Source organism: Massilia sp. LjRoot122 (assembly GCF_964252725.1).
GTDB lineage: Bacteria > Pseudomonadota > Gammaproteobacteria > Burkholderiales > Burkholderiaceae_D > Telluria.
On the sequence record NZ_CAXUPB020000001.1, the window covers coordinates 3,452,439 to 3,478,716 of the forward strand.

A 26,278-nucleotide genomic window follows, 5' to 3' on the forward strand; every position below is an offset into this window, starting at 1 on the left:
TCCTCAGTCGACCAGTCGGTTCAATTGTTCCGAATCGAGTTTATCACCCTCCGCCACCTTCGGACAGCACAGGCCGGCCTCGCGCATGGTGTTGGTGAGGCGTTCGATCTGCTCGTCCTGGCGCGCGACGTGGTCGATCAGGCCGCGCAGGGCTTTCGACAGCGGATCGTCGCCGTTGGGCGTGACGCCGTAGGCGGCGAACAGGTGGGCGCTGCGCGACTGGTCTTCCTTGCGGATGATGTGAGCCGGATTGCCGACCGCGGTGGCACCAGTGGGCACCGGCTTGATGACCACGGCGTTGGAGCCGACCTTGGCGTACTCGCCCACCGTGAACGCGCCCAGCACCTGGGCGCCGGCGCCGACGATCACGCCGCGCTCCAGCGTCGGATGGCGCTTGGTGCCGGCCACCAGGGTGGTGCCGCCCAGGGTGACGCCCTGGTAGATGGTGCAGTCGTCGCCGACCACGGCGGTTTCACCGATGACGACGCCGAAGCCGTGGTCGATGAAGACCCGGCGGCCGATGGTGGCGCCGGGATGGATCTCGATGCCCGTGATGATACGGGCGAGGTAGGAGATGAAGCGGCCGACCCACTTCAGTCCGAGCGTCCAGCAGGCGTGCGCCCAGCGGTGCATGATCACGGCGTGCAGGCCGGGGTAGCAGGTCAGGACTTCCCAGCCGTTGCGGGCGGCGGGGTCGCGCTGGATGATGCTCTGGATATCGTCGCGTAAGTTGGAAAACATAATAAGGATGATCGCAAACCAACTGGGATGGTAGCGTATGTTGCGGGGGTTTGCTTGGGGGGGACTGCGGGGGGAAGGATGCGCTTGTGGCTGAGCGAGGGGATTGGATCCCGGCCTGCGCCGGGATGACGGTTTTACGGCTGAGGGGGAAACCCCGTTAGCGTCTCGCTAACAGTGAGACTTACCACTAGCACAAGCACGTCGTACCGGCGAAGGCCGGTACCCAATTTACGTGAAGACCGTTAGCCCTCGCGCGCGATCCGCTGGCGCCGTGCCTCATACAGGCACACGCCCGAGGCCACCGACACGTTCAGGCTCTCGACCGAGCCGAACATCGGAATATTGACCAGCAGGTCACAGGTCTCGCGCGTCAGGCGGCGCATGCCCTCGCCTTCCGAACCCATCACCAGCGCGGCCGGGCCCGTGAAGTCGGCTTCGTACAGGCCCTTGTCGGCGTCGTCGGAGGTGCCGATCAGCCAGATACCGCGATCTTTCAGGTCGCGCATGGTGCGCGCCAGGTTGGTCACGGTGATATAGGGAACGCTCTCGGCCGCGCCGCTCGCCACCTTGGCGGCGGTCGCGTTCAAGCCCACAGCCCGGTCTTTCGGGACGATCACGGCATGTGCACCGACGCCGTCGGCCACGCGCAGGCAGGCGCCCAGGTTGTGCGGGTCGGTGATGCCGTCGAGGATCAGCAGCAGCGGCGGGCCTTCGATGGCGTCCAGCAGCTCGTCCAGGTTGCGTGCCAGCGCCAGCTGGCTGGCGAAGGCGATCACGCCCTGGTGGCGGCGGGTACCGGTGATCTTGTCGAGGCGCGATGCGTCGACCGGCATCACGCGTACGCCGGCCGCCTTGGCGTTGGCGATCAGGTCCTGCATGCGGCGGTCCTGGCGTGCGGCGTCGACGAAGATCTCTTCCACCGATTGGGCCTCGTGGCGCAGCCGCGAGGTCACCGCGTGGAACCCGAATAACATTTTATTTTTCATGTATTACTGTTTCTTCCTGCTGGTTTTGGACGCGGGGGTCTTGGCCACCGCTTTGGTTGCTGGTGCGCTCTTGGACGCACGCTTGGTTGGTGTTTTACTGGCGGTCTTGCCGGCGCTCTTGGCCGCGCCCTTGGCCGCGGTCTTGGCCTCGGTCTTGGCGGCAGGCTTGCGGGCACTGCGCGGCACGCGCGGCGGCGGCACGAAGACGACATCCTCGTCTTCCTCGCCGGCCTCGTCTTCGGTACTCGTGAAGCGCGAAGCCTGCACCGGTGCAGGAGCGGCTGCGCCCTTGCCCTTACGGCCCTTGGGCGCCTTGCCTTCCATTGCATCGACCGCGGCCTTGCGGGCGCGCTCCATCGGCGCCGGGACGCTCTCGGCGGCTTCGGCCAGCACCAGGTCGATCTTGCGCGACTCGAGGTCGACCTTCGCCACCTTCACGTTGACCTTGCTGGTCAGCTTGTAGATCTGGCCGCTGCGCTCGCCGCGCAGTTCGTGGCGCGCTTCGTCGTACTGGAAGTAATCGGTACCCAGGCCGCTGATGTGCACCAGGCCCTCGACGTAGAGCTGGTCGAGCGTGACGAAGATGCCGAACGGGGTCACGCCGGACACGGTGCCGGTGAAGTCCTCGCCCAGCTTGTCCTGCATGAAGTAGCACTTCAGCCAGTTCTCGACGTCGCGCGAGGCCTCGTCGGCGCGGCGCTCGTTGGCCGAGCAGTGCACGCCGAGGGCGTCCCAGATCGTCAGGTCCTTCTCGTTCTTCTGGGTGCCGGCCGCCTTGTCCTTGGCCGCCTGCTTGCGCGCCGAATTCGACACCGTCGTATTCAGCTTGCCCAGCTCGATACCCTTCGGCTCGTACTTCTTGCCGAGCAGGATGGCCTTGATCGCGCGGTGGGTCAGCAGGTCGGGATAGCGGCGGATCGGGCTGGTGAAGTGGGCGTAAGCCTCGTAGGCCAGGCCGAAGTGGCCGACGTTGTCCGGGCTGTAGACGGCCTGCTGCATCGAGCGCAGCAGCATGGTCTGCAACAGGCCCGCATCGGGACGCTCCTTGATCTTCTGCATCACCTCGGCATAGTCGCGCGCGCTCGGCTTGGCGCCGCCGCCCAGGTTCAGGCCGACCAGTTTCAGGAAGGTGCGCAGTTGCAGCAGCTTCTCTTCGGTCGGCGTGGCGTGGACGCGGAAGGTGCCCGGATGCTTGTGACGGATCAGCAGGTCGGCCGCGCACACGTTCGCGGCCAGCATGCATTCTTCGATCAGGCGGTGCGCATCGTTGCGGGTGCGCGGGATGATCTTTTCGATCTTGCCCACGGCATTGCAGACGATGTAGGTCTCGGTGGTCTCGAAGTCGATCGCACCGCGTTCCTGGCGCGCCTTCAGCAGCGCGCGGAACACCTCGTTGAGGTTCAGCAGGTGCGGCACGATGCCTGGGCGGCGCTGCGCTTCCGGACCGCCGGTGTTGCCGAGGATGTCGGCGACCTCGTTATAGGTCAGGCGCGCGGCCGAGTGCATCACGGCCGGGTAGAACTGGTAGGCCGTCACTTCGCCGTCCTGGGTCACGACCATGTCGCACACCAGGGTGCAGCGGTCGACCGCCGGGTTCAGCGAACACAGGCCGTTGGACAGCTTCTCGGGCAGCATCGGGATCACGCGGCGCGGGAAGTAGACCGAGGTGCTGCGCTCGATCGCGTCGACGTCGAGCGCATCGTTCGGCTTGACGTAGTGGCTGACGTCGGCGATCGCCACCAGCAGGCGGTAGCCGCGGGTAGCGCCGATCTTGACCGGCTCGCAATAGACCGCGTCGTCGAAGTCGCGCGCGTCTTCGCCGTCGATGGTCACCAGCGGCACGTCGCGCAAGTCGACGCGATCAAGCAGGTCTGCCTCGACCACTTCGTTCGGCAGGCGGTTGGCCTGCTTCAGCGCGGCGGCGGAAAAGACGTGCGGCACGCCGAATTTGCGCACCGCGATTTCGATTTCCATGCCGGGGTCGTCCAGTTCGCCGAGCACCTCGACGATCTTGCCGGTGGGCTGCTGGAAGCGCGAAGGCTGCTCGATCAGCTCGACGCTGACCACCTGCCCTGCCTTGGCCTTGCCGGGGCCGTCCGCCACCAGCACGTCCTGGCTGATGCGGACGTCTTCCGGCGAGACGATCCAGACGCCGCCTTCGTTCATCAGGCGGCCGATCAGGTGGGTGTTGGCGCGCGCGATGACTTCGACGATCGTGCCTTCCGGGCGGCCGCGGCGGTCGGTGCCGGTGACGCGTGCGCGCACGCGGTCGCCATTCAGCACCTTGTTCATTTCCTTGTCGTTCAGGAAGAGATCGTCGCCGCCCTCGTCCGGAATGACGAAGCCGAAGCCGTCGCGGTGCGCGCTCACGCGGCCGGTGATGAAACCGGACTGGTCGGCCAGCAGATAGGTGCCGCTGACGTCGGCGCGGATCTGGCCGTCGCGTTCCATCGCGTTCAGGCGGCGGCCGAGCACTTCCTGCGCGGCCGGCTTGACCTTGAGGGCGCGCGCCAGTTCGGCCGCGCCGATCGGACCCTTGGCACTGCGAAAGACTGCGAGGATTTCCTCGCGGCTAGGAATGGTATGAGTAGGTTGCTTCAAATCGTTTTCTTATTTCTCTTAGTGATGGGCGCCGCCGATGCGGCCGCCGGGGATAGATTGACACCTTGACAGGCGTAGTGTAACGGAGAGCGATGCGATTCGCCTAACATATGCAGCGAACCGTGCTCGGGGAAGTCTGGTGGAAACCCCAGCGCGGGGACTTTGACTTTTGAAATCCTTCCGCTATAATCTCGGTCTCTTCAGCAACGGCCGCAAGCCGAAGCGAGAGAGAAAGCAGTAGCAGGAAGTACGTTCTACGCTGCGATCCGACGAAAGTTGATCTAGCGAAAAATGACAAAGCCTGATATTGTAGCAGAGTTAGCAGTTCAGTGCCCACGTGGCGGAATTGGTAGACGCGCATGGTTCAGGTCCATGTGCCGCGAGGTGTGGGGGTTCGAGTCCCTCCGTGGGCACCACTCTACCGGAGCAGTTTTCCGCAAGCAGTTCGTTGTACCGTTGTGAGATGTAAGCAGTATCAGTGCCCACGTGGCGGAATTGGTAGACGCGCATGGTTCAGGTCCATGTGCCGCAAGGTGTGGGGGTTCGAGTCCCTCCGTGGGCACCATCTACTGGATGTATCTCCGCAAGCAGTTTTGTTGTAGCAGTATCAGTGCCCACGTGGCGGAATTGGTAGACGCGCATGGTTCAGGTCCATGTGCCGCGAGGTGTGGGGGTTCGAGTCCCTCCGTGGGCACCAAACTCTACCTAGGACTACGGTCCCGCAAAACGCCGTAAGCTTTGAAAAAGGCTTACGGCGTTTTGCGTTTACCTCCTCCCCTTATTGCGCGGCCAGATCGTCCAGGATCGGGCAGCTCGAGCGTGCATCGCCATGGCAGGACGAGGCCAGCGCCTCCAGGGTGCGGCGCATCGCTTCCATCTCGGCGATCTTGCGGTTGAGTTCATCGATATGCGTGCGCGCCAGCGCCCGCACGTCGGCGCTGGCGCGGTCCTGGTCCTGCCACAGGTCGAGCAGCTTGCCGATCTGCTCGAGCGAAAAGCCGAGCGCACGCGCGCGATGGACGAACTGCAGCACGCGCACATCCTCTTCGCTGTACACGCGGTAACCGGCCTCGGTGCGCTTCGCCTCCTTGAGCAGGCCGATCGATTCGTAGTGGCGGATCATCTTGGCCGACACGCCGGAAGCCTTCGCGGCGTCGCCAATATTGAGCAGCGTGCTGCTTTGCTGCATGGTCATTTCTGATTTCTCCTTTTCGGCGGCCGACGCGGCCATTGAGCCCAATCCAAGGGCCTCGCCGGATCCCGCGCTACGGTCACTAGTGTCGAGTCTGCTTGTTGATCCACGGCCTGCGGCCGCCTCTTTACGGAGATTACATCATGAAATCGAGCAAAGACAATCTGTCGGGCACTACCCGGCCTGGACATGAAGGCGCTTGCAGCATCAACATCCAGATCCAGAACAGCGGCACCATCCATATCTATAACTGCTCCGCGCCGCCGCCGGGCGGGGCGCCATGCCCGCCGCCGGATGGCGAGCATCCCTGTCCGCCCGGCGTTCCCGGCGCCTGCGTGCCGGTGTCGCTCGGCGCCAAGCCGAAGCAGAGCCGGCGCAACAAACTCGACAGGCTGCTGGCTAACCAGCCCGTCCCGAGCGCGCTCGGCGCCTCGTTCTTCCACCTGACGCGGCGCTTCCTCGCGGGCAAAACGCCCGCCAATGCGCTCGAGGAGCATGGTTTTGCCACCCTGCGCCGGCTGCCGGCGGAACTGAAACGGGTACTGGCCTGTGCCAGCGATTCGCTCGACAGCCTCAGCAATGGCGAGCGCAAGCGCCTGTTCGCACCCGGTTTGCTGCCCTCCATCGACCAGGCGCTCGACCTTGAGCAATTGTCGGTGGGCTTTGCCCAGGAGATTGCCGACCGCGTCGGCGTCCAGGCCTTCGGCGACGCAGCCTGTGCCACGCAAGAACATCCGGGACGGGTGCGGGTGCGCCCCTACATCCCCGGCGAAGAGAATTTCGATCCGCTGGTGCGGATCTGCCGCGTCAACGGTCTGCGTACCGGCTATTTCACGCCGCCGCTCGCCGCGGGCGAGTACACGCCGGACGAACTGCAGCAGCGTTGCCGCGTCATATTGGAAGGCAACGAACCGAAACAGGTATGCGAAGTGCAGACCACCGACTGCCCCGGCAACACCCTGAGCGGCGCCTGCCAGCGTGTGCCGCAGATCGAAGCGGGCCAGGGCGTGCTGCTGGAGGGAGTGAACTTTTCCAGCATCGATGCGACGGTGCGGATATCGGCCCGGTCGGCACCCGGGACGGTGCTGCGCGAAGTCCCGGCGCAGGTGTGCGGCGACGACGAGACGCCGCTCTCGGAAAACATCGGCGGGCAGGACCGCACCATCCTCGACTGCCGCGTGCACGACCGCCTCAGCTTCGAGGTGCCCGCCGACCTGCCGTCCGGCGTGTACGGCTTCCAGGTCGCGGTGCCCAACCTCAGTCCCTTCCCCGGCCATGGGCCCGTGCTGCTGTCGAACGTCGAGTACGTCAGCGTCGCCACGCCGTCGAGCGCGCGCTTCCAGATCAGGAGCGAGACCCTGTACGCGCGTGCGGAGACGTCTCCCGCTTCTTTCGGCTCGGACGAAGTCGGCATCCGGATCCTGGCGCTGCCGCTGTTTCCCGACCTGAGCTCCGGCGAGGCGCAGTTGCCCAATGGCGGCGCGCCGATCCGCTTCGGCGACGTCGACACGGGCGAAACGCGCGCCATGGACCACCTGCTGTTCTCGCACCAGCAGCCGATCCTGGGTGCCGCGCTGTCGATCCGGGGCTTCGAGATCGATGGCGAAGAAGCATTCGAACGCCAGATCGAGAGCACGCTCGATGCCTTCATCGACATCCTGAAAGACCAGCTGGCCTTCGTACTCGACCACCTCAAGGAGGCCGGCGGCATCGCGTCGAAGCTGGCCGGCTTCGGCCTCAAGGGTCTGATCGCCGCCGCCATCGCGGCCGCGGTGGTCGTCGCGATCGATGTGTTCGTTGCGCTGTGGGCGCCGGCCGATCCGATCATCGAGGACATCATCGGCCCGACTGCCGAGGACCTGGCCGGGTTGACCAATGTGGACGTCCCGCTGCCCGCGGCGAGCGAACATATCACGCCGCAAGGAATCAGGGTAAGGGTAACGCCGCTCGACAAGATTCCCGGCCAGTACCGCGAACGGCGCGAATACATCAGCGACGACGAAGACAGCCGCTACGAGATCGTGCTGCGCTACAACAGGCTGGCATAGGCGCCTGTGGTTCGGCGAGGAGGAAAGTCGACGCAATGCTTGACTTGTTGCACGATGGGGGTAAGCTCGACAGCTCATGAAGCACTTCACTCTCCTCCTCGCGCTCGGACTGGCGGCCCATGGCGCCCTCGCCGGCCCGGCGCCGTACTACCAGTGGCGCAGCAAGCTGAATGGCGCCCTCGCCTGTTCGCAGACGCCTTTGGGCGCCGGCTGGGAAAAATCTGGCGGCCCCTACCGAGACGCGCGTTGCGAAAAACTCATTGTTGCTAAATAATGGGGTAGCAAGACTCATCCGATCTATTCCAATACTGAGGAGACACCGATGTTCACGAGTCCGGAGCAGTTTGCCAACGCCACCAAGACCCTGTTCGACCTGCAGATGCAGACCTTCAACACCCTGGCCGACAAGACGGTCAAGGGCGTGGAACAGGTAATGGCGCTGAACATGAATGCAGCGAAAAGCTCGATGGAAGGGTCGATCGCTGCCGGCCAGGAAATGGCCAAGGGGATGACGGGCGGGATGGCCGCGGGGATGGCCAAGTTTGGCGACCCGAAAGCGGCCATCGCGGAGCTGCATGCGCGCATGCAGCCGGGCGCCGCCGGCGCCGCGGAATACCGCGAGCAGCTCAAGTCCATCATCGACGAGATGCACCAGGAATTCCGCCAGGCCGCCGATACCCACGTGGCCGAAGCCAAGAGCACCCTGTCGGCGCTGATCTACGACGTGACGCAGAACGTCAAGCCGGGCTCGGAGAACGCGGTCGAGATCATCAAGACCGCGATCGACAATGCCTTCAAGGGTTACGAGCAGGTCACCCAGGCCACGCGCCAGGCGGTGCAGACCGTCGAAGCCCAGATCGCGAAAGCGACTTCGCTGGTGCAGCCGGGCACGCAAAAGCCAGCCGAGTAATAAGTTACCTAAGAAATGACATAAGATTTCATCCTGGGCTCCAGGATGAAATCTTCTTTCAGCTCCCCTCCGTTTCAATCCCCAGCAATTCCTCCAGCCGTCCCAGCGACGCCTCATCCTTGATGACCGAGCGCAGCCATGCGTGCAGGGGCTGCTCGCCCCAGCGCGCGGCCTTCTCGGCCAGGTAGGCGACCGGGCTGTGCGGCTCGGTGCGCCGGAAGAATTCGGCCACGGCGCGCAACTGCGCCAGCGCCTGCTCGCGGCTTTGCAGCGGGCCATCGCTGGCCGCTCCCTGCACGCGCAGCGGCGCGCCGGCAGCCACGACCACGGGCATGGCCTGCGCCGGCGTGGAGCGCGGCGTGTCCGGCACCGCCAGGTCCTCGACGTCGCGCAGGGCCGCGCGGGCGGCGCCGAAACTCGGACCGTCGGCGCCCAGCCGCGCGTCGACGACCCGCTCCAGTTCCGCCAGCGCGGCCAGGCAGTCGTGCGCCGCCTCGGCCAGCGCCTGGCGCGCGGCCGGCGCCACCTTGGCACGCGCCGCTTCCAGTTCCGCCACGCTGTCCGGCCCGCGCGCCCGCGCCGCTTCCCAGGCCATCAGGGTCACGCCCGCGGCCACCGGCACCTCCTTCACCAGGGGCGCGATGCGCGCAGCGATCCAGGCCAGGTTACCGATGCGGCGCTCGTTGCCGTCTTCGTCGGGGAGCGGATGCACGTCTTCCCAGTAGCGCTCGCACAGGGCGGCAAGCAGGCGCAGGCTGCCTGCCAGGCCGGGCAGCCCGGCGGTCCTGGCCTCGGCCTCGGCCAGCCAGACCGCCAGCTGCAAGTCCTTGCTGCGCGTCTCGATCAGCTCGATGCAGCGCTTCGACACGAACTTCCAGTCGGCCTCCTTCAGCGTCGTCACCCAGGCGCCCTGCTCGATCGAGGGATCGTCGGCCTGGCGCGCACGGTTGATGGCGTCGAACTCGGGCGAGAACGCGAGGTCCTCGCCGCAGGGCCGGTCCGCACTGACTGGCGCCAGCAGTGTTTCGATATCCAGCATGAGGGCTCCTTATTCGATCGCGTACTTGAACTTGCCGGCCTTGGTCGCGCCCACCTTGACCCGGGTGATGGTGCCGCCCTCGGCCATCCGCGCCAGGACGTTGTCCGCGATCTCGGGCAGCAGCGTGCCGTTCAGGATGTTGTCGACGTTGCGCGCGCCGGAATCGACCTCGGTGCAGCGGCTCAGGACCGCCGACACCAGGGCGTCGTCGTACTCGAAGCGCGCGAGGTGGTTGTCCGTGATGCGCGCCTTGATGCGCTCGAGCTTCAGCCGAATGATATTCGTGAGCACCTCGTCGCGGATCGGGTAGAACGGCACCACCGCCAGGCGGCCGAGGAAGGCCGGCTTGAAGTGCTTCATCAGCTGCGGGCGGATCAGCTCAGTCAACTGCTCGGGCGCCGGCACTTCGCTGAGCGGCTTGTTCAGGCAGGCCCCCATCATCTGGCTCGAGCCCACGTTCGAGGTCAGGATGATGATGGTGTTGCGGAAGTCGATCTGGCGGCCTTCGGCGTCGTCCAGCACACCCTTGTCGAAGACCTGGAAAAACAATTCCAGCACGTCGGGATGGGCCTTTTCCACTTCGTCGAGCAGCACCACGCTGTAGGGATTGCGGCGCACCGCCTCGGTCAGCACGCCGCCCTCGCCGTAGCCGACGTAGCCCGGCGGCGAACCTTTCAGGCCCGAGACGCTGTGCGCCTCCTGGTATTCGCTCATGTTGATGGTGACCAGCTTGCGCTCGCCGCCGTACAGGATGTCGGCCAGGGCCAGCGCGGTCTCGGTCTTGCCCACGCCAGAAGTACCGACGAACAGGAACACGCCCTTCGGCTTGTTCGGATCGTCCAGGTTGGCGCGCGCCGTGCGCACCCGCTGGGCCACGGCCTGGCTCGCATGCGACTGGCCCAGGATGCGCTCGTCCAGCAGGGACTGCAGCTTCATCAACGTATTCAGCTCGTCCTTGACCATGCGGCCCAGCGGGATGCCGGTCCAGCTGGCGACGATCTCGGCCACCGTGTGGCCGTCCACCTGCACCGGCACCAGCAGCATCTCGCCCTGCAGGCTGCGCAGGCGGTCGACCCGGGCGCGCAGTTCGCCCGCGTCCTGGGTTCTTCCTTCTTCGAGCGCGGTGCGCATCTCGCCGATCTCGGCGGCGATCTTCTGCTCCTCGTCCCAGCGCCGCTGCAGGCCGATGCGCTCGTCGTCGAGGGCGCCGCGGCGCCGGCGCAGCTGGAGCAGCTGGTCCTCGTGGCTGGCGCCGGCATTCGCCTCGCGCTGCAGGGCAGCCATCTGGGCGTCGATGCGCTCGATGCTGCGGCTGCAGTCTTCCAGCGCCGCCGGGGTCGAACTCTGGCCCAGCGCGACCTTGGCGCAGGCGGTATCGAGCACGCTGATCGCCTTGTCCGGCAGCTGGCGGCCGCTGATGTAGCGGTGCGACAGGCGCACCGCCTCGCTCACCGCATCGTCGTAGATCCGCACCTTGAAATGGCTCTCCATCAGCGGCGCCATCGCGCGCAGCATGGCGCAGGCGGTGGGCTCGTCCGGCTCTTCGACCTTGATCACCTGGAAGCGCCGCGCCAGCGCCGCGTCCTTCTCGAAATACTTCTTGTACTCGCCCCAGGTGGTGGCCGCAATGGTGCGCAGCTCGCCGCGCGCCAGGGCCGGCTTCAGCAGGTTGGCGGCGTCGTTCTGGCCGGCCGTGCCGCCGGCGCCGATCATGGTGTGGGCCTCGTCGATGAACAGGATGATCGCGTGCGGACTCTTCTTGACCTCGTCGATCACGTTCTTCAGGCGGTTCTCGAACTCGCCCTTGACGCTGGCGCCTGCCTGCAGCAGGCCCATGTCGAGGGTGTGGATCTCGACGCCTTTTAACACCTCGGGCACGTCGCCCTGCGCGATGCGCAGGGCCAGGCCTTCGACCACGGCGGTCTTGCCGACGCCGGCCTCGCCGGTGAGGATGGGGTTGTTCTGGCGCCGCCGCATCAGGATGTCGATCGCCTGGCGGATCTCGGGATCGCGCCCGATCACCGGATCCACCGTGCCGTCGCGCGCGCGCTGGGTCAGGCAGGTGGTGTACTGGTCGAGCGCGGGCGTCGCGCGCGCCGGACCGGCCGCGATCTCGTCGGCGGCGTCGCCCGGAGAATCTGGCTGCTCCATCACCACAGGCTGCGCCTCCTGCGAGCCGCGCGTGATCTTCTGGAACTCGTGCTTCAGCCGGTCGATCGGGAATTGCCTGAACAGCGGCGAAGCGCGCATCGCCAGCTGCGACAGCGACGCTTCGGTGAGCAGCGCCAGCAGCAGGTGGCCGCTGCGGATCTGGTTCGGCTGTCCATTCCCCAAGGACGCGATCAGCCAGGCATGCTCGAATAGTACCGGCAGGTGGCGCGAGAACACCGGCGTGCGCGCGCTGCCGGTGGCGAAGCGCGCGATCTCCTTGCGTAAATCGCTCTCCAGGCCCGTCAGGCTGACGTCGCAGCCCTGCGCGATCACGGACAGGTCGCTGCCCGGCTGCTCGATCAGGCCCAGGAACAGGTGCTCGATCTCGACCTCGTACTGCCCGAGGCCGACGCAGATCGAGGCGGCGCGCGTGGCGGCGGCGCGGGTGGTGTCGTTCAGCTTGCCGATCAGGGTCTTGAGGTTGATGTCCATCGTGTCGGGTCCTTGTGGTGGTTGGCCGGCCGCGGATCAGGTCCGCCGGCCGCTGCGCTTGACGGCGTAATGCAGCGACGAGGGCTGCAGCACCGCGTTGAAGTTCACCGGCTCGCTGATGTCGCAGGAGGCCAGCCGGGCGTGAATGACGAAGTTGAGGCGGTTGACGCTGCCCGGCACGAGCTCGAGCGTGGCGCTGACCTCGCGCAGGCGCGGTTCATGGGCTTCGATGGCGTCCTGGATGCTGGCGCAGACGGCGGCGCGGTCGATGCTGCTGGTCAGGCAGTAGCCGGCGAAATCCTGGAGGCCGTAGTGGAGCAAGGAGCCGCGCGCTTCCGGATAGGCGTTGAGGACGGCCGGGTCGAAGGCCAGGCGCGTGTTGAGCAGTGCTTCTAGGTCGCGCGCCACGCTGTCCTTGAGCTGCTCGGCGCTCAGGAGTGTGCCGGCGCTGCCCTCGGGGCCTTCATCCATGAGGCGGTCCAGCAGGCCCGGCTTGAAGCCTTTCATGCTGCCTCCGGTGTCGGGACACTTCGAAAAAAATGCGCGCGGCGCCGCGATCCAGCCGCGAGCGCCGCGCGCAGGCGTCAGACTTTAGACGACCTTGTTGGCCGCCAGGTCCCAGCCGCCCGAGGTATTGCCGCCCGAACCGCCGCCGATCTTCTGCTGGGTGTACTTCCACTTGATCTTCGAGAACTTCAGGCCGACCTTCTCCTGGATGATGCTGCCCTCCTTCACGTTCGGCTCGACGGCGCCGATCAGCACGTTCTCCAGCTCGATCTCGAAGTACTTGACCCGGTCGCCCTGGCCGTCGGCGCGCATGAATTCCAGCTTGGCTTTCGGGATGGTCTTGCCTGCGGAGCAGGTCTGCAGCAGGATCGGCGAGGACAGGTCGGCCAGCTTCATGAACTTGATTTCCTCATGCTCGCAACGTTCTGCGGTATGGCCGCCGCCGGTCGAAGCGGTCGCGGAACGCGGCTGCTTCACGCCCCAGTCCACCGACAGGCACTCGATCCAGTCCTTGTGCTTGTCGTCCATCGATTCGCCCTTGATACCGTCGATCTGCAGGTACACGTCAATTGCCATGTTCTACTCCATTCAGGTTTAAGAAAAATGCTTAGCCATTGGTCGATTGGGGCAACTCCGCGACCAGTCGGAGCGAAACGGACAGCTCGTCGAGCTGGAAGTGTGGGCGCAGGAAGGACACTGCGCGGTAGACGCCCGGCCGGCCCGGGACTTCGGACACCTGCACGCTGGCCTCTCGCAGCGGGAACTGGGCCTTCTGGTCCTGGCTCGCGTTGTCGTCGAGAAGCACGTACTGGGTCAGCCAGCGGTTCAGGTAGTCCTCGACGTTGGATGCGGCGGCGAAGCTGCCGATCTTGTCGCGCATCATGGCCTTCATGTAGTGGGCGATGCGCGAGACCGCGAAGATGTACTGCAGCTGCGAGGACAGCACGGCGTTGGCATTGGCCGCCTCGTTGTTGTACTTCTTCGCCTTCTGCGCCGACTGGGCACCGAAGAAGGCCGCGTACGAGGTGTTCTTGCAGTGGACCAGCGAGATGAAGCCGAGGTCCGACAGCTCCTTCTCGCGGCGGTCGGTGATCGCCACCTCGGTCGGGCACTTCAGCGCCACCTCGCCTTCGTCGGTCTTGAAGGTGTGGGTCGGCAGGTCTTCCACGCAGCCGCCGCCTTCCATGCCGCGGATCGCCGCGCACCAGCCATAGGATTCGAAGGCCTTGGTCAGCTTGCTCGCGAAGGCATAGGCGGCGTTACACCACAGGTATTTCGAGTGGTCGCTGCCGTCCACGTCCTCGACGTAATTGAAGCCTTCGGTCGTCATGCCGTCCATCGGGTTGTATGGCAGGCGGCCCAGGAAGCGCGGCAGGGTCAGGCCGACGTAGCGCGCATCCTCCGATTCGCGGAAGGCCTTCCACTTGGCGTATTCGACGGTATCGAAGACCTTGGCCAGGTCGCGCGGCTTGCCCAGGTCGCCGAAGCTCTCGATGCCGAACAGTCCCGGGTCGCTCGATGTGATGAAGGGCGCGTGGCTGGCGGCGGCGACGTGCGACATCTGCTCGAGGAAGTAGATGTCCTCGGGCTGGCGCGAGATCTCGAAGTCGCCGATCAGGGTGCCGTAGGGGGCGCCGCCGAAGGTGCCGAATTCTTCTTCGTAGACCTTCTTGAACATGGTGCTCTGGTCGAATTCCAGGGCCGACTGGAAGTCCTTCACCAGTTCGCGCTTGCTGGCGTTGAGCATGCGGATCTGCAAATTGGCACTGGTGGCGCTGTTCCTGACCAGGTAATTGAGACCGGTCCAGCTGCGTTCCAGCTTCTGGAACTCGGGCGCGTGCATCACGGCCGAGAGTTGCTCGGAGATCATGCGGTCCAGCTCCGCCAGGCGCGCATCGATCATGGCCGACAGGTTGTTCGACATGACCATGGTGCCCTGCATGACCTGGGTCACGAGTTCCGAGATGATGTCGCGGGCCCGTTCGTGTTCGCTGCTGGATTTCGCGACCCGGCTCTGCTCGACGATCTGGTCGAGCAGCGAACTGTCGAGTTCGACGGTGGATAATGCCTTGCTTGCGGTATCGAGGACTGCCGCCATCATGCCTCCCCTTCAGGTTTGCCTTGTTTTTTCAGGCTGGCCAGCTTCTCGGTATTGCCCAGCACTTCGCTGAGGATGTCTTCGAGCTTGTCGTTGCCGGCCAGTTTGTTGCGCAGGTCGGCCAGCTTGGTGCGCGCTTCCAGCAGGCCGTTGAGCGGCGCCACCTGGCGCACCACCGACTCGGGACGGAAGTCGTTCATCTCCTTGAACTGCAGCTGCACCGCGAACTGTCCGCCCTCCTGCGACAGGTGGTTGTCCACCCGGAAGCTGGCTACCGGCGCCACCGCCCCCAGCACCTCGTCGAAATTGCTGGCATCGACGTTGACGAACTTCTTGTCCTTCAGGCGCTTCTTCTCGGCCGCCGGGTCGTTGCCGAAGTCGCCCACCACGCCGACGACGAAGGGCAGTTCCTTGTTTTCGATGGCGTCGCCGATCTCGACGTCGTAAGTCATCTGCACGCGCGGCGCGCGCACCTTCTGCAAGCGTTTCTGCACGCTTTCACTCTTGGCCATGTCGACTCCAGGTTGCGGGGGATGGGACAGCCGGCGGGACCGGCCGCGCGGGTTTTATTTCAGTCCGGAGAAGGGATCGTTGCCGCTGCCGGCCGCCGGTTTGCGTGCGGACGACGCAGCGGCCGATGCGGGCCGCGAGCGCACGGTCGCCGCCCTGGGCATATCGGCTTTCTTGAACAGGTGCTGCTCGCCCAGCGCGGTGCGCAGCAGCTTGGCCAGGTCCTGGGCCTCGCTTTTCACGTCGCCGTTCAGGTTGTTTTGCCGGGTCAGGTCGGCCAGCGCCTCGCTCGCCACCCGCAGGCCGGCGACGGCGACGATGCTGTGCGCCACCGTGTCGTCCGGATCGCGCTCCAGGGCCTCGTGCGCATTGGTGATCGCCTCGCCGTAGACCCCGGCATTGAAGCGGATCTGCGCCATCTTCACCCAGGGCCGCTTGTCGACCGGGTGAGCCTCGCCCGCGGCCTTGAGCATGGCATAGGCCTTCTCTTCCTGTTTCGCCGCAATCGCGGCATCGGCCTGGGTGAAGACCTGTTCCCCCACGGCGGCGGTCGACTTGGCGGGTGCTGACGGTGGGGTGCTGGCGCACCCGGCCAGGGCGACGACTCCCACGATCAAAGGCATCAAGCGTGTGTACATCATGCTGTTTTCTCCACGACAGTTAAACCAGCCACCATTATTCGCAAGCGCTTTGTGGTGAAGTTGCGCACTGTCAACCAAAGCCGAGTTCGCCTTCTTTTGCGCGTAGAGGGCTTGCGCTTGCGCGTGATCACAAGCTTTGCCTACCACTGCGGTTCAATCCCCCCTTGACCTTGCAATTTATGAGTAAAGGAAATGGCAATGAGGAAAGGTTCACTCCTTGGTATCGTGCTGGCCGCCTGCACGCTGTCCGGCTGCGGCAGCAACGGGATCGCCGGCGCAGCCCTCGAAGCCACCGGCCTGCGCAAGCCGCCCGAGATTCCCGATGCGCAGAAGCCGCCGCGCAGCGTGGCACTGCGCCTGCATGCTTCCTCCAAGCTCAACCTCGACAAGCGCGGCCAGCCGCTCGCGCTCTCGGTGCGCCTGTATGCGTTGCGCCAGAAGGATGCCTTCGAGCAGGCGCCCTACGCCGCCTTCCTGGACCCGCAGGCCGAGCGCGCGGCGCTGGGCAGCGACCTGGTCGCGGTGCGCGAGATCATGCTGGTCCCGGGCCAGCGCTACGAGGCGACGGAAAAAATCAGCCGCGAAGCCAGCCACCTGGCGCTGGTCGCCCTGTTCCAGCGCCCGGCGGAGGGGCGCTGGCGTACGACGGTGGCGGCGGCCGATGCCGAACGCGGCGGCCTGACGGTCGGCCTGCATGCCTGCGCCCTGACCAGTGGTTCCCAATCCTCGATGCTTTCTTCTGTGCGCTGTCAATGAACTTAACGTTGTTTCCGCCAAGCTAGGAATTTCTTGAGCCGGGAGGCGCTTGATGAGCATGCCAGCGAAGCTTCTGTGGGGCGAGGGACTGTTCCTCCGGCCCCAGCATTTCCAGCAGCAGGACCGCTACCACGAGGCGCGCCTGAACCAGACGGCCTGCGCGCTCCATCCCTATGCCTGGGGCGTGCGCAAGCTGGTGGTCGACTACGACGCCCTGCGCCACGACATCCTGCGGGTCGAGGAGCTGTCGGTGCTGTTCCCGGACGGCGAGGTGGTTCGCGCGCCCGAAGGCGATCCGCTGCCACTGCAGGTGCGCCTGGGCGAACTGCCGGCCGGCCTGCAGTCGGTGACCTTCCATGCGGCCCTGCCGGCGCTCAAGGCCTGGGGCGACAACGCCGCACCCGAAGGCGAGGTACAGCCCGACGCCCGCTTCACCACCCACGAGCGCGAGACCCAGGACCTGTACACGCGCGCCGCCGAGGCCCCGGTCACCTACCTGCGCAAGGCGCTGCGGCTGGTGGCCGACACCGAGCCGCTGGAAGCCTACGACAGCTTTCCCCTGGTGCGGCTGAGGCGCGTGCCGACCGGCGGCTTCGAGGCCGATCCCTCCTTCGTGCCGCCCAGCCTGTCGATCGACGCCGCGCCGGGCCTGCACCTGAACCTGGCGCGCCTGATGGAAAAACTGCTGGCCAAGGTCAACGCCCTGTACGGCCACTTGCGGGAGCCGAGCAAGAACGTGATCGAGATCCGCGGCGGCGACGTGTCCGCCTTCTGGCTGCTGCACACGGCCAGCACCGGCTACGCCGCCCTCTCGCATTACCTGGGCCACCGCGACCTGCACCCGGAACGCCTGTTCGGCGAGCTGCTGGCGCTGGCCGGCGGGCTGATGACCTACTCGCGCAGCTACCGCCTGGAAGATCTTCCGGCCTACGTGCACGCCGACCCGGGCCCGCAATTCGCGCGCCTGGACGGCATCATCCGCGACCTGCTCGACACCGTGATCTCGTCGCGCTACTTCACGATCGTCCTGAACCGCGAGCGCCCCTCGTACTACCTGGGCGCGCTCGATTCGGGGCGCATCAACCTGCAGACCACGCTCTACCTGGCGGTAGCGGCCGACATGCCGGCGCTGCAGCTGGTGGACGTGGTGCCCCTGCAGTTCAAGGTGGGCGCGCCGGAAGACGTCGACAAGTTCGTGCTGTCGGCCCTGCCCGGCGTGAAGCTGGTGCACGCGCCCCAGGTGCCGGCGGCGGTGCCGGTGCGGCCCGATACCTATTACTTCATCCTGGAGAACCGTGGCATGCTGTATGAAACGATGCTGAAATCGCAGGCGATCTCGATCTACGTCCCGAACGGGATCCGCGACCTGCGCCTCGAACTGATCGCGGTGGCGGCATGAGCGCCTTCGTCGAACGGCGCGTGGCGCCGCAACCCGGGCTGCAAGCCGCGCGCCCGCCCCAGCGCCTGGTGGACATCATGTATGAGGGCTTCTACGCCCTGTTCCTGCTGAAGAACGGCTGCGGGCCGCAGGACAAGGTGGCCTTCTCCGACAACATGACCGGCTTCCTCGCCGACGTCGACCGCAACGCCAAGGCCCTCGGCATCTCGGCCGACGACGTGACCGCGGCCAAGTACGCGTTCTGCTCGGCCGTGGACGAGATCATCCTGCGCTCGACCTTCGAGGTACGCGAGGCCTGGGAGACCCGGCCGCTGCAGCTGCGCGTGTTCGGCGACCAGCTCGCCGGCGAACACTTCTTCCACCGTCTGGAGGACCTGCGCGCCAAGGGCCAGGTGCACGTGGAGGCGCTCGAAGTCTTCCACATGTGCCTGCTGCTCGGCTTCCAGGGCCGCTACGCCCTCGACGGCCGCGACAAGCTGGATTACCTGGTGGCGCGCCTCGGCGACGAGATCGCCCGCATGCGCGGCCGCACCCGCGGTTTCGCGCCCCACGCCGAGCGTCCCGACCAGGTGGTCAACCGGCTGCAGAGCGATCTGTCGCTGTGGGTGCTGGGCGCCGTGTTCATGGTGGCGGGGCTGGGGGCCTACCTGGGCTTCCGCACGGCGCTGTCGAACGAGACCGGGATGCAGATGGCCGCGTACAACGACCTGGTGAAGCTGCCGCCGAAGGCGGCGCATGTGACGATTACCCTGCCTTAGTACTAGAGTCAACTTGGGTCCCGGCCTGCGCCGGGACGACGTGCTTGCACCGTTGGCCTAAAGACCGTCATCCCGGCGCAGGCCGGGATCCAAGTTTGCAAGCACACCTACTGAATCACCTTGAACTCTATCCGGCGGTTGCGCGCCTTGCCCTCCGGCGTGCGGTTGTCCGCCACCGGCCGGTCCGGCCCCTCCCCCGACACCGCGATGCTGTCCGCCGCGATGCCCTTGCCGACGATATAGGCCTTGACCGCCTCCGCCCGCGCCTGGCTGAGCGAGAGGTTGCCGGCGCGCGAGCCGGCATTGTCGGTATGCCCGATCACCTCCACCTTCACGCCCTTCAGCTTCTGCATCGCCGCGCTCATCTGGTCCAGCACGGCCATCCCCGCTTCGGTCAGCGCCGCCTTGCCCGACTCGAACTCGATGATCCGGTCGGCCAGCGCGGCATCCAGCACGCCCTGTTCCGACACCGCCACCCGCAGCCCGTTGTTGACGGTGTAGGTCGGGTTCAGGCTGGCCGCGATGTCGCCGGCGATCTGGCGGCGCTGCTCCTCGCTGGCGACATCGCCGCGCAGGCTGACCTTGCTGCCCTCGACCTTGAGCTCGCCGCGGCTGACCAGCTTGAGGTTGGGGTTGATCAGCTTCGCCACGTACTCGTTCCAGTTGGCCGGCGCCGCTACGGTGCCGACCGACAGCTGGTCGACCACGCGCGCGGCGCCATAGACGCTGCGCAGGCGCTCGAGCAGCGCGGCCCTGGTGGCTTCATCGGCCACGGTGCCGCTGACGACCACCGGCGCTTCCTGCTGGGCATGCGCGGCGCCGGAAAAAAGCACGGACAAGATCAATGCGGATAATTTCACGTCGCAGCTCCGATGAAGGTCTTCATGAACATGTCGCGCGCCAGTCCGAGCGGCAGGTCGGCCTGGGCCAGGTAGCTGGCCAGCGACCGGACGTCGATGTCGATGTACAGCTGCTCGTCGATCCAGCCGGTATCGCTCAGGCGCACCTGCTGCTCGGCGCCGACCAGCGGATCGACCAGCGCGCGCAGGGTCTCGGCCAGGGCCGCGCAAAAGCCCACCACCAGCACCGGCCGGCCTTCCTGGCGGGTGATGAAGATCGCCAGGTCGAAGTTGGAGCGGCGCAGGAAAGGCGCCACCAGCTGCAGCCAGAAGGCGGCCACCGGGTAGCGCTGCTGGGCGTCGTTCGGCAGCGGCAGCACCAGGCTCTTGTGCAATTCGGCCGGCTGGCTGTGCATCACCGGCTGCAGCAGCAGCCCGAGCGCCAGCACCATGCGCGCGAACTGGCGCTCGCCCAAGAGCGCGCCGAGCGAGCCGACGGTGCCGTTGGCCAGCAGGTGCGACAGGGTCGGCTCGGCGTCGCCCAGGGTGACGGCGGCCTCGGCGATCGCCTGCAGGTGCGGGCCGGGATCGGCGTCGCACAGCACCCGCGGGCAGCGCGACTCGAGGAAGGTCCACAGCGGCGCGAAGGCCAGCGGGCAGCGCGTGACGAACGCGGCCGGGTCCAGCACCGCATGGGTGCGCGCGGCCAGGAAGGGGAAGCGCCGGCCCGACTGGTCGTGGCTGGCCAGCAGGTGGCCGGCGATGGCGTGGCGGCGCGCCGGTCCGACCAGCGCAAAGCTGACCGGGGGCATGGCGTCGTAGTTGATGCGCCAGCGCGCATCCTCTGCCAGCTGCGTCATCACCTGCGCCAGCCAGCGGTCCAGCATCGCGATCGCGGCCGGATCGTCGGACAGCTTGACGAAATCCGCACGCGCCGGGACCTTGCCGAAGTAGCCGATCCGTTCCGAAGCCGGGCCGCGCATCACTGGCCTCCGTTCACGCTGGCCAGGGCCGGCTGGCCGGATTCACCTTCGGGCTGGCGGCCGACGATGGTGCTCGGCAGTTTCAGCCCGCGGTAGCCTTGCCCCTGCTCGCCGCTGCCGTTGGCGGCCGCGCTGCTGACGATCTTCAGGTCGACCGTCACCGCCACGTTGCCCGCGCTCCAGCGCAGTTCGTACACGCCGCCGTCCTTTTTCTTTTTCTGGGCCGCGTCGATCATGCGTTTCAGGCCGGCCTGCCCCGGTTCATTCAGCAGCTCGACGCTGCGCCCGTCGAAGGTGACGGCGCTGATGCGCACACCGGCCACGCCCTGGGGTCCCGGGTGCACCATATTGGTCCAGGCCGGCTGGGTGTTCTTGTAGCGCAGCTGCTGGCCATCGATGTCGAGCGTGTACTCGAGCGTGCCGGGCGCCGCCTGCGGCAGGATCTGGAACACGGTCTGCGGGCCGCCGCCGGTCGCCACGCCTTTCGAGGACAGCGGCGCGATCCAGCCGGGGAAGCCGGACACCACCTGCGGCGCCAGGGTAATGCCGATGTCGGCCCAGGTACGCGGCGCCAGCACCCCGCCGCGGTTCACCACCAGCGGCCCCATCGCCGTGTTGACGAACTTGGCCACCTCGCCTTCGGGGCCGAAGATCTGGCCGATCTCCGCGGCAGTGGCCTCCACGTTGCCGCCGGCCGCGAACGGGTATTTGGTGGCGAGCGTGCGCTCGAAGGGTTCGACCACCTGCAGCTGCCAGGTCTTGTTGATCTCGGCCTCGGACGGCAGCACGATCATGGCGAAGGTCTGCATCAGCGGGCGCACCAGCAGCGGGCGCAGCGCCGCTTTCTGGCTGTCGCTCATCCCGGTCAGCATCTGCTCGTCGACGTAGCGCAGCACGTCGGCCAGTTCGGAGCCGCTGCCCTCCAGCGTCTGCTGCATGAACTGCTTGGCGCCGGGGCCGGGATCGCCCTGGTTCTTCAGCGCGTTCAGGCGGGTGCGCAGTTTCGACAGGGCGTCGAGGTAGCCCGTCATCAGGGAGGCATCCTTTTCCCTGGTCCCGACCAGGCGCGCCACGCCGGCGAACTCACGCCCGATCGGACCCGTTCCTTGGGCGCCCAGCAGCGCGGCCGGGTCGACCGCATTGGCCAGCGTGCGTGCGTCGGCGGGTGCGCGGCGCAGGATCTTTTCCTTGAACCAGTCGGCGAAGCCGCGCTCGGTCTTGCTCAGGCCGGCGCCGGCGGCGCCCGGATTGTCCCACACGGTCTCGTCGTAGATCGTCTTCAGCAGCTTGGCGATCGGCGAGGCCTGCGGGTCGCCCAGGCGGTTCATGGCCTGCACGCTGCCGTCGAAGCCTTTCAGGTCGGCGATCGCCACGCCCTGCACGAACTTCAGCCACTCGCGCGCATACTCGGCCTTGTACAGCTCGATCAAGGCCTTCTGGATCTGTTCGGGGCTGCCTTCCAGGGTCAGGTCGTCCTTGGATACCGTCTTGAGCACCCAGTCTGCGCTCTGCGCCTCGCTGCTGGAAGCGTCGCGGATCGCGCCCAGCACATATTCCTTCCAGGCTTGTCGGGTAAATGCCCCTGAGACCGCATGGCTGCCGGCCACCAGGCCCTGGTCCTGCTCGCCGACGATGCGCGCCACCGTCACCGCCGGGAAGCGGGTCGCGGCGCGGGTCTTGATGTCGTTGTAGACGCGCTCGCGCGCCGGGGTCCCGCGCACCACGCGCCGCAGGTGCTCGCGGGTGCTGTCCAGCAGGCTCAGTTTGAGCGTCATCTGCGGCCAGGCCGGGTCCTGCACCTGCGACAGGTGGAAGGTCAGCAGGCGCTCGGCGCTGCGGATCATCTGCTCGCGCGGCATGCTGCCGCGGTTGGCGTCCAGCCAGGTGCGCCAGTAGCGGGTCAGCTGGTCGTTCAGGTGGCCGGGCTCGGCATAGGTCTTGTCGCCCAACATGAGGTAGGTCTTGAGCGCATTGTAGGCATCGGCCACGCTGGTGGCGGAGACGCTCTGGTATTGTCCCGCGCCTGGCGCCGCTGCGGAGGCAGACACCAGATGTGCGGCAGCCGCATCCGGCGCCGTGCCCGGGGTGAGCTGGGCCGCATTCGCATTCACCTCGGCCAGCATGGTTTCCAGCGCCGCGGTCACCGGTTCCACCATCACCGCCCGTACGCCGGCGAAGTACTCGTCGCGCAGCTTGCGCTCCAGCGCCTCGCCCTGGTACAGGCCGAGGCCCAGCGCCCACGGCGTCTCCTTGCGGTACTTGTCGAGCTGCTCGATGCGGTCCTGCAGGATGTCGAGCGCTTCCAGGCGCGACTGCAGGTCGATGCGGCCGGCCTGCAGCTTCGCGACCTTGTCGAGGTCGGACTGGACCTTGGCCACCAGCTGGCGGTTGCCCATGTAGGACCAGCTCCAGCCGCCCAGCGCGCAGCCGAGCAGGATGGTCGCCCCGAAGAAGGCCGCCACCTTCCAGCGCGCCGCGGAAGGATTGGTGTAGCGCTTGACCAGCTCCTTGTCGGCGAAGATCACCTTGCGGAACAGGTCGAGCAGGAAGTAGCCGGACTGCTCGGCGACTTCCTCGCCCTTGTGCTCGCGCAAGGCCAGGTCGAAGCGGCTGGCCACGCGCTTGCTCGACAGGTCCTGCACGCAGCCTTCCTGCAGCGCGCTGGTGAAGTAGAAGCCGCGGAACACGGGCTTGAACTGGTAGGTGTTCTCTTCGAACAGGGTGGACAGGAAGGCGCGCAGCGGCGTCTTGATGGCCGCGAACTCGAGCGGGAAGGTGAACACTCCGGGGCGCATCTGGGTACTGCGGTTGGCGCCCATGTTCGCCAGGCTCATCTCCTTGAGGCCGTCGTACAGCTCGTCGAAGTGCTCGTCGAAGAAGCCCAGCACGTCCTGCGGCGCGCTGCGCCGGTTGTAACGCAGCGTGGCGCCCCAGATGCGGTCGCGTTCCGCCCGTTCGGTGTCGGCGAAGAAGTCGGTGAAGCCGGCCACCAGGTCGGCCTTGGTGAAGACCACGTAGACCGGCGCGTGCACGCCGAGGCGCTCGGTCAGCTCCTGCACGCGGGTGCGCAGGCTCTTGGCCAGTTCGTGCGAGGCGCTGGTCGGCCCGGCCACCAGTTCGGCCACGCTGACGGCGATCAGGATGCCGTTGATCGGGGCCTTGTGACGGTGTTTCTTCAGCAGGTCGAGGAAGCTGAACCACTCCGCGCGGTCGGTTTCCTGGACTTGGTCCTGCACCGAATAGCGGCCGGCAGTGTCGAGCAGGATGCCGTCGGTGGTGAAGAACCAGTCGCAGTTGCGGGTGCCGCCCACGCCCTGCAGCGCCTTGTTGCCGGGGATCGGGAAGCTCAGGCCGGAACGTGCGATGGCGCTGCTCTTTCCTGCCGCCGGGTTCCCGATGATCATGTACCAGGGCAGCTCGTAGAGCGCCGAGGCGCCGCGCGTCAGGCCCAGCTTGGAGGTCTTGATGGTGGCGATCGCCTCCAGCATGTTCTTGCGCAGGACCGCCATGTCGCCGGTAGCGCCGGCCTCAAGCTTGTCGTCGCCGGGGATGATGGCCTCGCCCAGCCGCTTCGCCGCACGCCCGCGGAGATAGCGCCGGACCGCCCACCAGATGCCCCAACAGGCAAGCAGCAGCAGCCCTGCGATGAGCGCCCAGAGCGGGTCGATGCCGATCAGGTCGGCGCCGATGAAGAGGCAAGCCGCAAGCGCGGCGATGCCGATCGCGACCAGCACTCGGCTGTCGGTCAGTAACTGCCAGATTCGTGCCATAGCGGGAGCAAGGTGGGTAGGTTGGAGGGATGTTCTATAGGAAATGCTCGCACGCCCTCGCTGGGCGACACTTGCGACGGCTCAAGGGTTGCCCGGCAAGGCGATTCCCCCCTCGCGGCCGCCGCTTCTTCTCAGCGCCGCATCACGCCGCGCATCCGCAGTTCGGTGTGGCCGAAATCCATCATCTTCCAGCGCCCGCCCCAGGTCAGGCCGAGCGATTCGGCCACCTCGCCATAGAGCTGGTAACCGCGCATCGCCCAGGGGTCTCTTTCGGAAATCACCAGCTTGCCGTTGCGCCAGAACGCGCAATCTGCGGCCAGGCCGTACTGGTGCCAGCTCTGGAAGGCGCGTGCATTGGTGACGTGGCTGCCGGCCTGCGCCAGCTCGTCCTGGCGCGCCGGGCTGCGGTAGCCTTCGAGCAGCGCCATTTCGTAGCCGTGCTTTTCCTTCATGATCTTGAAGGCCAGCAGCAGACGCTGGCTGAAGTCGGGGTGCAGCAGGCCCCAGTTACGGCTTGCGTTCACCAGCATCGGCCGCACCAGCGCGACTTCCGCAGTGGTGAAGGCCATCGGCGGCAGCGCCACCGGCGGCACCAGGCGCTCGCCCTGCAGCAGGGCCGCGACCTGGACGTCCGGGGCGGCGGCTTCGCCTTCGTAGACCGGCAGCATGGCCGGACTGCTCAGGGCCAGCGCCAGCAGGGAGGGAATCAGCACGGCGGGCACGCCGATCGCGCAGGCGATGCGGTGGCGCCGGACGAACGCGACGATGCTGCCCAGGAGATCGCGCGGAATATTCCCCCGCACCGCACCGGCATACTGGCTGCCCGCGATCTGCCAGCCGACCGCGCGCTGCGACAGGCGATGCCTGAATGCGGTCAGCGCGCGTGCGAGAACGGCACGTCCGCCCGGGAACAAGGCAAGCCAGATCGCTGCCGTCGCCAGACAAAAGTACAGAAGGGCGAGAAAAATCAGCATCGCTAGCTCCAAGATTGTTTCTAATCAGAATTGGAAGAACCAATCTTAGGAGGGTTGCCGTGCGGCCTACAGACGAAAATCAATCCACGTCCATGCGTCCGAACCTGATGTCGCCCCGCCGCGTCGCTACCTCCGGTGAGGACAGCATCCTGGCCCTGCTCGAGCGCGAACCTGCGCGCAAGCGCGGCAGCAAGGCATCGGGCGTGCGGCTGGCCTGGTACGGCACCGGCGCTTCGCTGGCGGTGGCACTGACCGGGGCGCTGGTCTGGCTGGCCGCCAACAACGAGGGTCCGCGGCTGGAAGCGCAAGACACGGTGCTGGCCGAAGCGCGGCAAGTGCCGCAGCAGCCCACGGTCGGCGCGCTCCTGCGGCAAGTCGCCATGGCGCCGGCGGCCGAAGCGGCCCTGATCGTCGACCAGGTGGACCAGCCCGCCCCGGGCGACGCGGTACCGCCCCTGCGCCTGTTGAAACCTGCGCCCGCGGCAGCCGCGCCGGCGCCGCGCGTGGCCAGGGCCGCAGCGCCGCCCCGTCCGCCGGTCGTCACGCCCGCCAGACCCAAGCCGGTCATGGTCGCGAAAGGCGCCGTTCGTCCGGTAGCGCCCAAGGCCCAGCGCGGCGCCACCCCGGGCAAGGCCACGGAAGGCCCGGTGGATGCGGACGTGGCATTGATCTCCGCCGTCATCGTGCACGCCAACGGCCACGCCCCGGAAGGCTCGCAGATGACCGAGCTGCTGTGTCCGAACGACGCTTGCCAGGCCCGTCCGGCACGCCAGTAACGTGGCGAAAAGCCTGCAAATGACAAAGAAAACCGGCGAAAAATTGGGATACTGCTGGGCTATTGATTCCTCGTGGAGTTATACTGTACATAAGCACAGTACGGCGG

At 66.6% G+C, this 26,278-nt stretch carries 22 protein-coding genes and 3 tRNA genes; 10 read left to right on the plus strand and 15 right to left on the minus strand.

The window, feature by feature from the left end; all coding sequences use genetic code 11:
• Positions 1 to 3: 3 nt before the first annotated feature.
• The 3 genes from cysE to rnr all read right to left on the minus strand — a co-directional run bounded on the left by cysE (position 4) and on the right by rnr (position 4,328).
• Positions 4 to 741, minus strand: a complete 738-nt coding sequence (cysE, locus tag ACSQ25_RS15030; protein WP_436106482.1) for a serine O-acetyltransferase — start codon at positions 739 to 741, stop codon at positions 4 to 6.
• Between the two features lie 242 nt (positions 742 to 983).
• Complete coding sequence (gene rlmB, locus ACSQ25_RS15035) at positions 984 to 1,727, minus strand: 23S rRNA (guanosine(2251)-2'-O)-methyltransferase RlmB (protein WP_436106483.1); 744 nt, start codon at positions 1,725 to 1,727, stop codon at positions 984 to 986.
• Between the two features lie 3 nt (positions 1,728 to 1,730).
• Complete coding sequence (gene rnr, locus ACSQ25_RS15040) at positions 1,731 to 4,328, minus strand: ribonuclease R (protein WP_436106484.1); 2,598 nt, start codon at positions 4,326 to 4,328, stop codon at positions 1,731 to 1,733.
• A 331-nt stretch (positions 4,329 to 4,659) separates the two neighbouring features.
• Between rnr and ACSQ25_RS15045 the strand changes: the two genes are divergently transcribed.
• The 3 genes from ACSQ25_RS15045 (at position 4,660) to ACSQ25_RS15055 (ending at position 5,025) form a co-directional block, all read left to right on the plus strand.
• Positions 4,660 to 4,744: transfer RNA gene (locus ACSQ25_RS15045), tRNA-Leu, on the plus strand.
• Positions 4,745 to 4,808: 64 nt separating this feature from the next.
• Positions 4,809 to 4,893 (plus strand) — tRNA-Leu (locus ACSQ25_RS15050).
• 47 nt (positions 4,894 to 4,940) lie between these two features.
• Positions 4,941 to 5,025, plus strand: a tRNA-Leu gene (locus ACSQ25_RS15055).
• Positions 5,026 to 5,106: 81 nt separating this feature from the next.
• On the opposite strand, the gene cueR is transcribed toward ACSQ25_RS15055, so the two are convergent.
• Positions 5,107 to 5,523, minus strand: coding sequence for a Cu(I)-responsive transcriptional regulator (gene cueR, locus ACSQ25_RS15060; protein ID WP_436106485.1), 417 nt, complete (start codon positions 5,521 to 5,523; stop codon positions 5,107 to 5,109).
• 140 nt (positions 5,524 to 5,663) lie between these two features.
• On the opposite strand from cueR, the gene ACSQ25_RS15065 reads away from it, so the two are divergent.
• The 3 genes from ACSQ25_RS15065 to ACSQ25_RS15075 all read left to right on the plus strand — a co-directional run bounded on the left by ACSQ25_RS15065 (position 5,664) and on the right by ACSQ25_RS15075 (position 8,478).
• Positions 5,664 to 7,568 carry a hypothetical protein gene (locus tag ACSQ25_RS15065; protein ID WP_436106486.1) on the plus strand — a complete coding sequence of 635 codons (1,905 nt, stop codon included), beginning with the start codon at positions 5,664 to 5,666 and terminating at the stop codon, positions 7,566 to 7,568.
• A 76-nt stretch (positions 7,569 to 7,644) separates the two neighbouring features.
• Positions 7,645 to 7,842, plus strand: coding sequence for a hypothetical protein (locus ACSQ25_RS15070; RefSeq protein ID WP_436106487.1), 198 nt, complete (start codon positions 7,645 to 7,647; stop codon positions 7,840 to 7,842).
• Between the two features lie 48 nt (positions 7,843 to 7,890).
• Positions 7,891 to 8,478 (plus strand): phasin family protein, encoded by a 588-nt coding sequence (locus ACSQ25_RS15075; protein WP_436106488.1) that lies wholly within the window; start codon positions 7,891 to 7,893, stop codon positions 8,476 to 8,478.
• A 58-nt stretch (positions 8,479 to 8,536) separates the two neighbouring features.
• On the opposite strand, the gene tssA is transcribed toward ACSQ25_RS15075, so the two are convergent.
• From tssA to ACSQ25_RS15110, 7 genes are all read right to left on the minus strand, one after another.
• The gene (gene tssA, locus ACSQ25_RS15080) at positions 8,537 to 9,517 is read right to left on the minus strand and encodes a type VI secretion system protein TssA (protein WP_436106489.1); all 981 of its coding nucleotides are present in this window, start codon (positions 9,515 to 9,517) and stop codon (positions 8,537 to 8,539) included.
• Positions 9,518 to 9,526: 9 nt separating this feature from the next.
• Positions 9,527 to 12,160, minus strand: a complete 2,634-nt coding sequence (tssH, locus tag ACSQ25_RS15085; protein WP_436106490.1) for a type VI secretion system ATPase TssH — start codon at positions 12,158 to 12,160, stop codon at positions 9,527 to 9,529.
• 36 nt (positions 12,161 to 12,196) lie between these two features.
• Positions 12,197 to 12,667 (minus strand): type VI secretion system baseplate subunit TssE, encoded by a 471-nt coding sequence (tssE, locus tag ACSQ25_RS15090; RefSeq protein ID WP_436106491.1) that lies wholly within the window; start codon positions 12,665 to 12,667, stop codon positions 12,197 to 12,199.
• An 84-nt stretch (positions 12,668 to 12,751) separates the two neighbouring features.
• Positions 12,752 to 13,243 carry an Hcp family type VI secretion system effector gene (locus ACSQ25_RS15095; protein WP_436106492.1) on the minus strand — a complete coding sequence of 164 codons (492 nt, stop codon included), beginning with the start codon at positions 13,241 to 13,243 and terminating at the stop codon, positions 12,752 to 12,754.
• A 31-nt stretch (positions 13,244 to 13,274) separates the two neighbouring features.
• Positions 13,275 to 14,765: a type VI secretion system contractile sheath large subunit gene (gene tssC / locus ACSQ25_RS15100; RefSeq protein WP_436108086.1), complete on the minus strand. Its 1,491-nt coding sequence runs from the start codon at positions 14,763 to 14,765 to the stop codon at positions 13,275 to 13,277.
• Entirely contained in the window at positions 14,765 to 15,277 is a 513-nt protein-coding gene (gene tssB / locus ACSQ25_RS15105) for a type VI secretion system contractile sheath small subunit (protein ID WP_436106493.1), read from the minus strand. Before tssB ends, tssC begins: the two co-directional genes overlap by 1 nt.
• A 54-nt stretch (positions 15,278 to 15,331) precedes the next feature.
• Positions 15,332 to 15,916 carry a tetratricopeptide repeat protein gene (locus ACSQ25_RS15110; protein WP_436106494.1) on the minus strand — a complete coding sequence of 195 codons (585 nt, stop codon included), beginning with the start codon at positions 15,914 to 15,916 and terminating at the stop codon, positions 15,332 to 15,334.
• Between the two features lie 198 nt (positions 15,917 to 16,114).
• On the opposite strand from ACSQ25_RS15110, the gene tssJ reads away from it, so the two are divergent.
• The 3 genes from tssJ to icmH are packed head-to-tail and all read left to right on the plus strand — an operon-like array spanning position 16,115 to position 18,829.
• Positions 16,115 to 16,672: a type VI secretion system lipoprotein TssJ gene (gene tssJ / locus ACSQ25_RS15115; RefSeq protein ID WP_436106495.1), complete on the plus strand. Its 558-nt coding sequence runs from the start codon at positions 16,115 to 16,117 to the stop codon at positions 16,670 to 16,672.
• A 52-nt stretch (positions 16,673 to 16,724) separates the two neighbouring features.
• Complete coding sequence (gene tssK, locus ACSQ25_RS15120) at positions 16,725 to 18,071, plus strand: type VI secretion system baseplate subunit TssK (protein ID WP_436106496.1); 1,347 nt, start codon at positions 16,725 to 16,727, stop codon at positions 18,069 to 18,071.
• Positions 18,068 to 18,829 (plus strand): type IVB secretion system protein IcmH/DotU, encoded by a 762-nt coding sequence (gene icmH, locus ACSQ25_RS15125; RefSeq protein ID WP_436106497.1) that lies wholly within the window; start codon positions 18,068 to 18,070, stop codon positions 18,827 to 18,829. The genes tssK and icmH overlap by 4 nt, the downstream gene beginning before the upstream one ends.
• Positions 18,830 to 18,936: 107 nt before the next feature.
• Here the strand turns inward: icmH and ACSQ25_RS15130 are convergent, their stop codons facing one another.
• The 4 genes from ACSQ25_RS15130 to ACSQ25_RS15145 all read right to left on the minus strand — a co-directional run bounded on the left by ACSQ25_RS15130 (position 18,937) and on the right by ACSQ25_RS15145 (position 25,395).
• Positions 18,937 to 19,689 (minus strand): OmpA family protein, encoded by a 753-nt coding sequence (locus ACSQ25_RS15130; RefSeq protein WP_436106498.1) that lies wholly within the window; start codon positions 19,687 to 19,689, stop codon positions 18,937 to 18,939.
• The gene (gene tagF / locus ACSQ25_RS15135; RefSeq protein ID WP_436106499.1) at positions 19,686 to 20,651 is read right to left on the minus strand and encodes a type VI secretion system-associated protein TagF; all 966 of its coding nucleotides are present in this window, start codon (positions 20,649 to 20,651) and stop codon (positions 19,686 to 19,688) included. Before tagF ends, ACSQ25_RS15130 begins: the two co-directional genes overlap by 4 nt.
• Complete coding sequence (gene tssM / locus ACSQ25_RS15140) at positions 20,651 to 24,421, minus strand: type VI secretion system membrane subunit TssM (protein ID WP_436106500.1); 3,771 nt, start codon at positions 24,419 to 24,421, stop codon at positions 20,651 to 20,653. Before tssM ends, tagF begins: the two co-directional genes overlap by 1 nt.
• Before the next feature lie 131 nt (positions 24,422 to 24,552).
• A complete protein-coding gene (locus ACSQ25_RS15145; protein ID WP_436106501.1) occupies positions 24,553 to 25,395 on the minus strand; it encodes a M15 family metallopeptidase in 843 nt (280 codons plus the stop codon).
• A 92-nt stretch (positions 25,396 to 25,487) separates the two neighbouring features.
• Here ACSQ25_RS15145 and ACSQ25_RS15150 point away from each other — a divergent pair, with 92 nt between their 5' ends.
• Positions 25,488 to 26,171 carry a hypothetical protein gene (locus tag ACSQ25_RS15150; protein ID WP_436106502.1) on the plus strand — a complete coding sequence of 228 codons (684 nt, stop codon included), beginning with the start codon at positions 25,488 to 25,490 and terminating at the stop codon, positions 26,169 to 26,171.
• Positions 26,172 to 26,278: the final 107 nt, after the last annotated feature.

Excerpts from the sequence above, each read along its gene's own strand:
- ACSQ25_RS15095 (WP_436106492.1), bottom strand. The coding sequence starts at position 13,243 with ATGGCAATTGACGTGTACCTGCAGATCGACGGTATCAAGGGCGAATCG.
- tssM (WP_436106500.1), bottom strand. The coding sequence starts at position 24,421 with ATGGCACGAATCTGGCAGTTACTGACCGACAGCCGAGTGCTGGTCGCG.
- tssJ (WP_436106495.1), top strand. The coding sequence starts at position 16,115 with ATGAGGAAAGGTTCACTCCTTGGTATCGTGCTGGCCGCCTGCACGCTG.
- tssC (WP_436108086.1), bottom strand. The coding sequence starts at position 14,765 with ATGGCGGCAGTCCTCGATACCGCAAGCAAGGCATTATCCACCGTCGAA.
- tagF (WP_436106499.1), bottom strand. The coding sequence starts at position 20,651 with ATGCGCGGCCCGGCTTCGGAACGGATCGGCTACTTCGGCAAGGTCCCG.
- cueR (WP_436106485.1), bottom strand. The coding sequence starts at position 5,523 with ATGACCATGCAGCAAAGCAGCACGCTGCTCAATATTGGCGACGCCGCG.
- icmH (WP_436106497.1), top strand. The coding sequence starts at position 18,068 with ATGAGCGCCTTCGTCGAACGGCGCGTGGCGCCGCAACCCGGGCTGCAA.
- tssE (WP_436106491.1), bottom strand. The coding sequence starts at position 12,667 with ATGAAAGGCTTCAAGCCGGGCCTGCTGGACCGCCTCATGGATGAAGGC.
- tssH (WP_436106490.1), bottom strand. The coding sequence starts at position 12,160 with ATGGACATCAACCTCAAGACCCTGATCGGCAAGCTGAACGACACCACC.
- tssB (WP_436106493.1), bottom strand. The coding sequence starts at position 15,277 with ATGGCCAAGAGTGAAAGCGTGCAGAAACGCTTGCAGAAGGTGCGCGCG.
- cysE (WP_436106482.1), bottom strand. The coding sequence starts at position 741 with ATGTTTTCCAACTTACGCGACGATATCCAGAGCATCATCCAGCGCGAC.
- ACSQ25_RS15145 (WP_436106501.1), bottom strand. The coding sequence starts at position 25,395 with ATGCTGATTTTTCTCGCCCTTCTGTACTTTTGTCTGGCGACGGCAGCG.
- ACSQ25_RS15110 (WP_436106494.1), bottom strand. The coding sequence starts at position 15,916 with ATGATGTACACACGCTTGATGCCTTTGATCGTGGGAGTCGTCGCCCTG.
- ACSQ25_RS15065 (WP_436106486.1), top strand. The coding sequence starts at position 5,664 with ATGAAATCGAGCAAAGACAATCTGTCGGGCACTACCCGGCCTGGACAT.
- tssK (WP_436106496.1), top strand. The coding sequence starts at position 16,725 with ATGAGCATGCCAGCGAAGCTTCTGTGGGGCGAGGGACTGTTCCTCCGG.
- tssA (WP_436106489.1), bottom strand. The coding sequence starts at position 9,517 with ATGCTGGATATCGAAACACTGCTGGCGCCAGTCAGTGCGGACCGGCCC.
- rlmB (WP_436106483.1), bottom strand. The coding sequence starts at position 1,727 with ATGAAAAATAAAATGTTATTCGGGTTCCACGCGGTGACCTCGCGGCTG.
- ACSQ25_RS15075 (WP_436106488.1), top strand. The coding sequence starts at position 7,891 with ATGTTCACGAGTCCGGAGCAGTTTGCCAACGCCACCAAGACCCTGTTC.
- ACSQ25_RS15070 (WP_436106487.1), top strand. The coding sequence starts at position 7,645 with ATGAAGCACTTCACTCTCCTCCTCGCGCTCGGACTGGCGGCCCATGGC.
- ACSQ25_RS15150 (WP_436106502.1), top strand. The coding sequence starts at position 25,488 with ATGCGTCCGAACCTGATGTCGCCCCGCCGCGTCGCTACCTCCGGTGAG.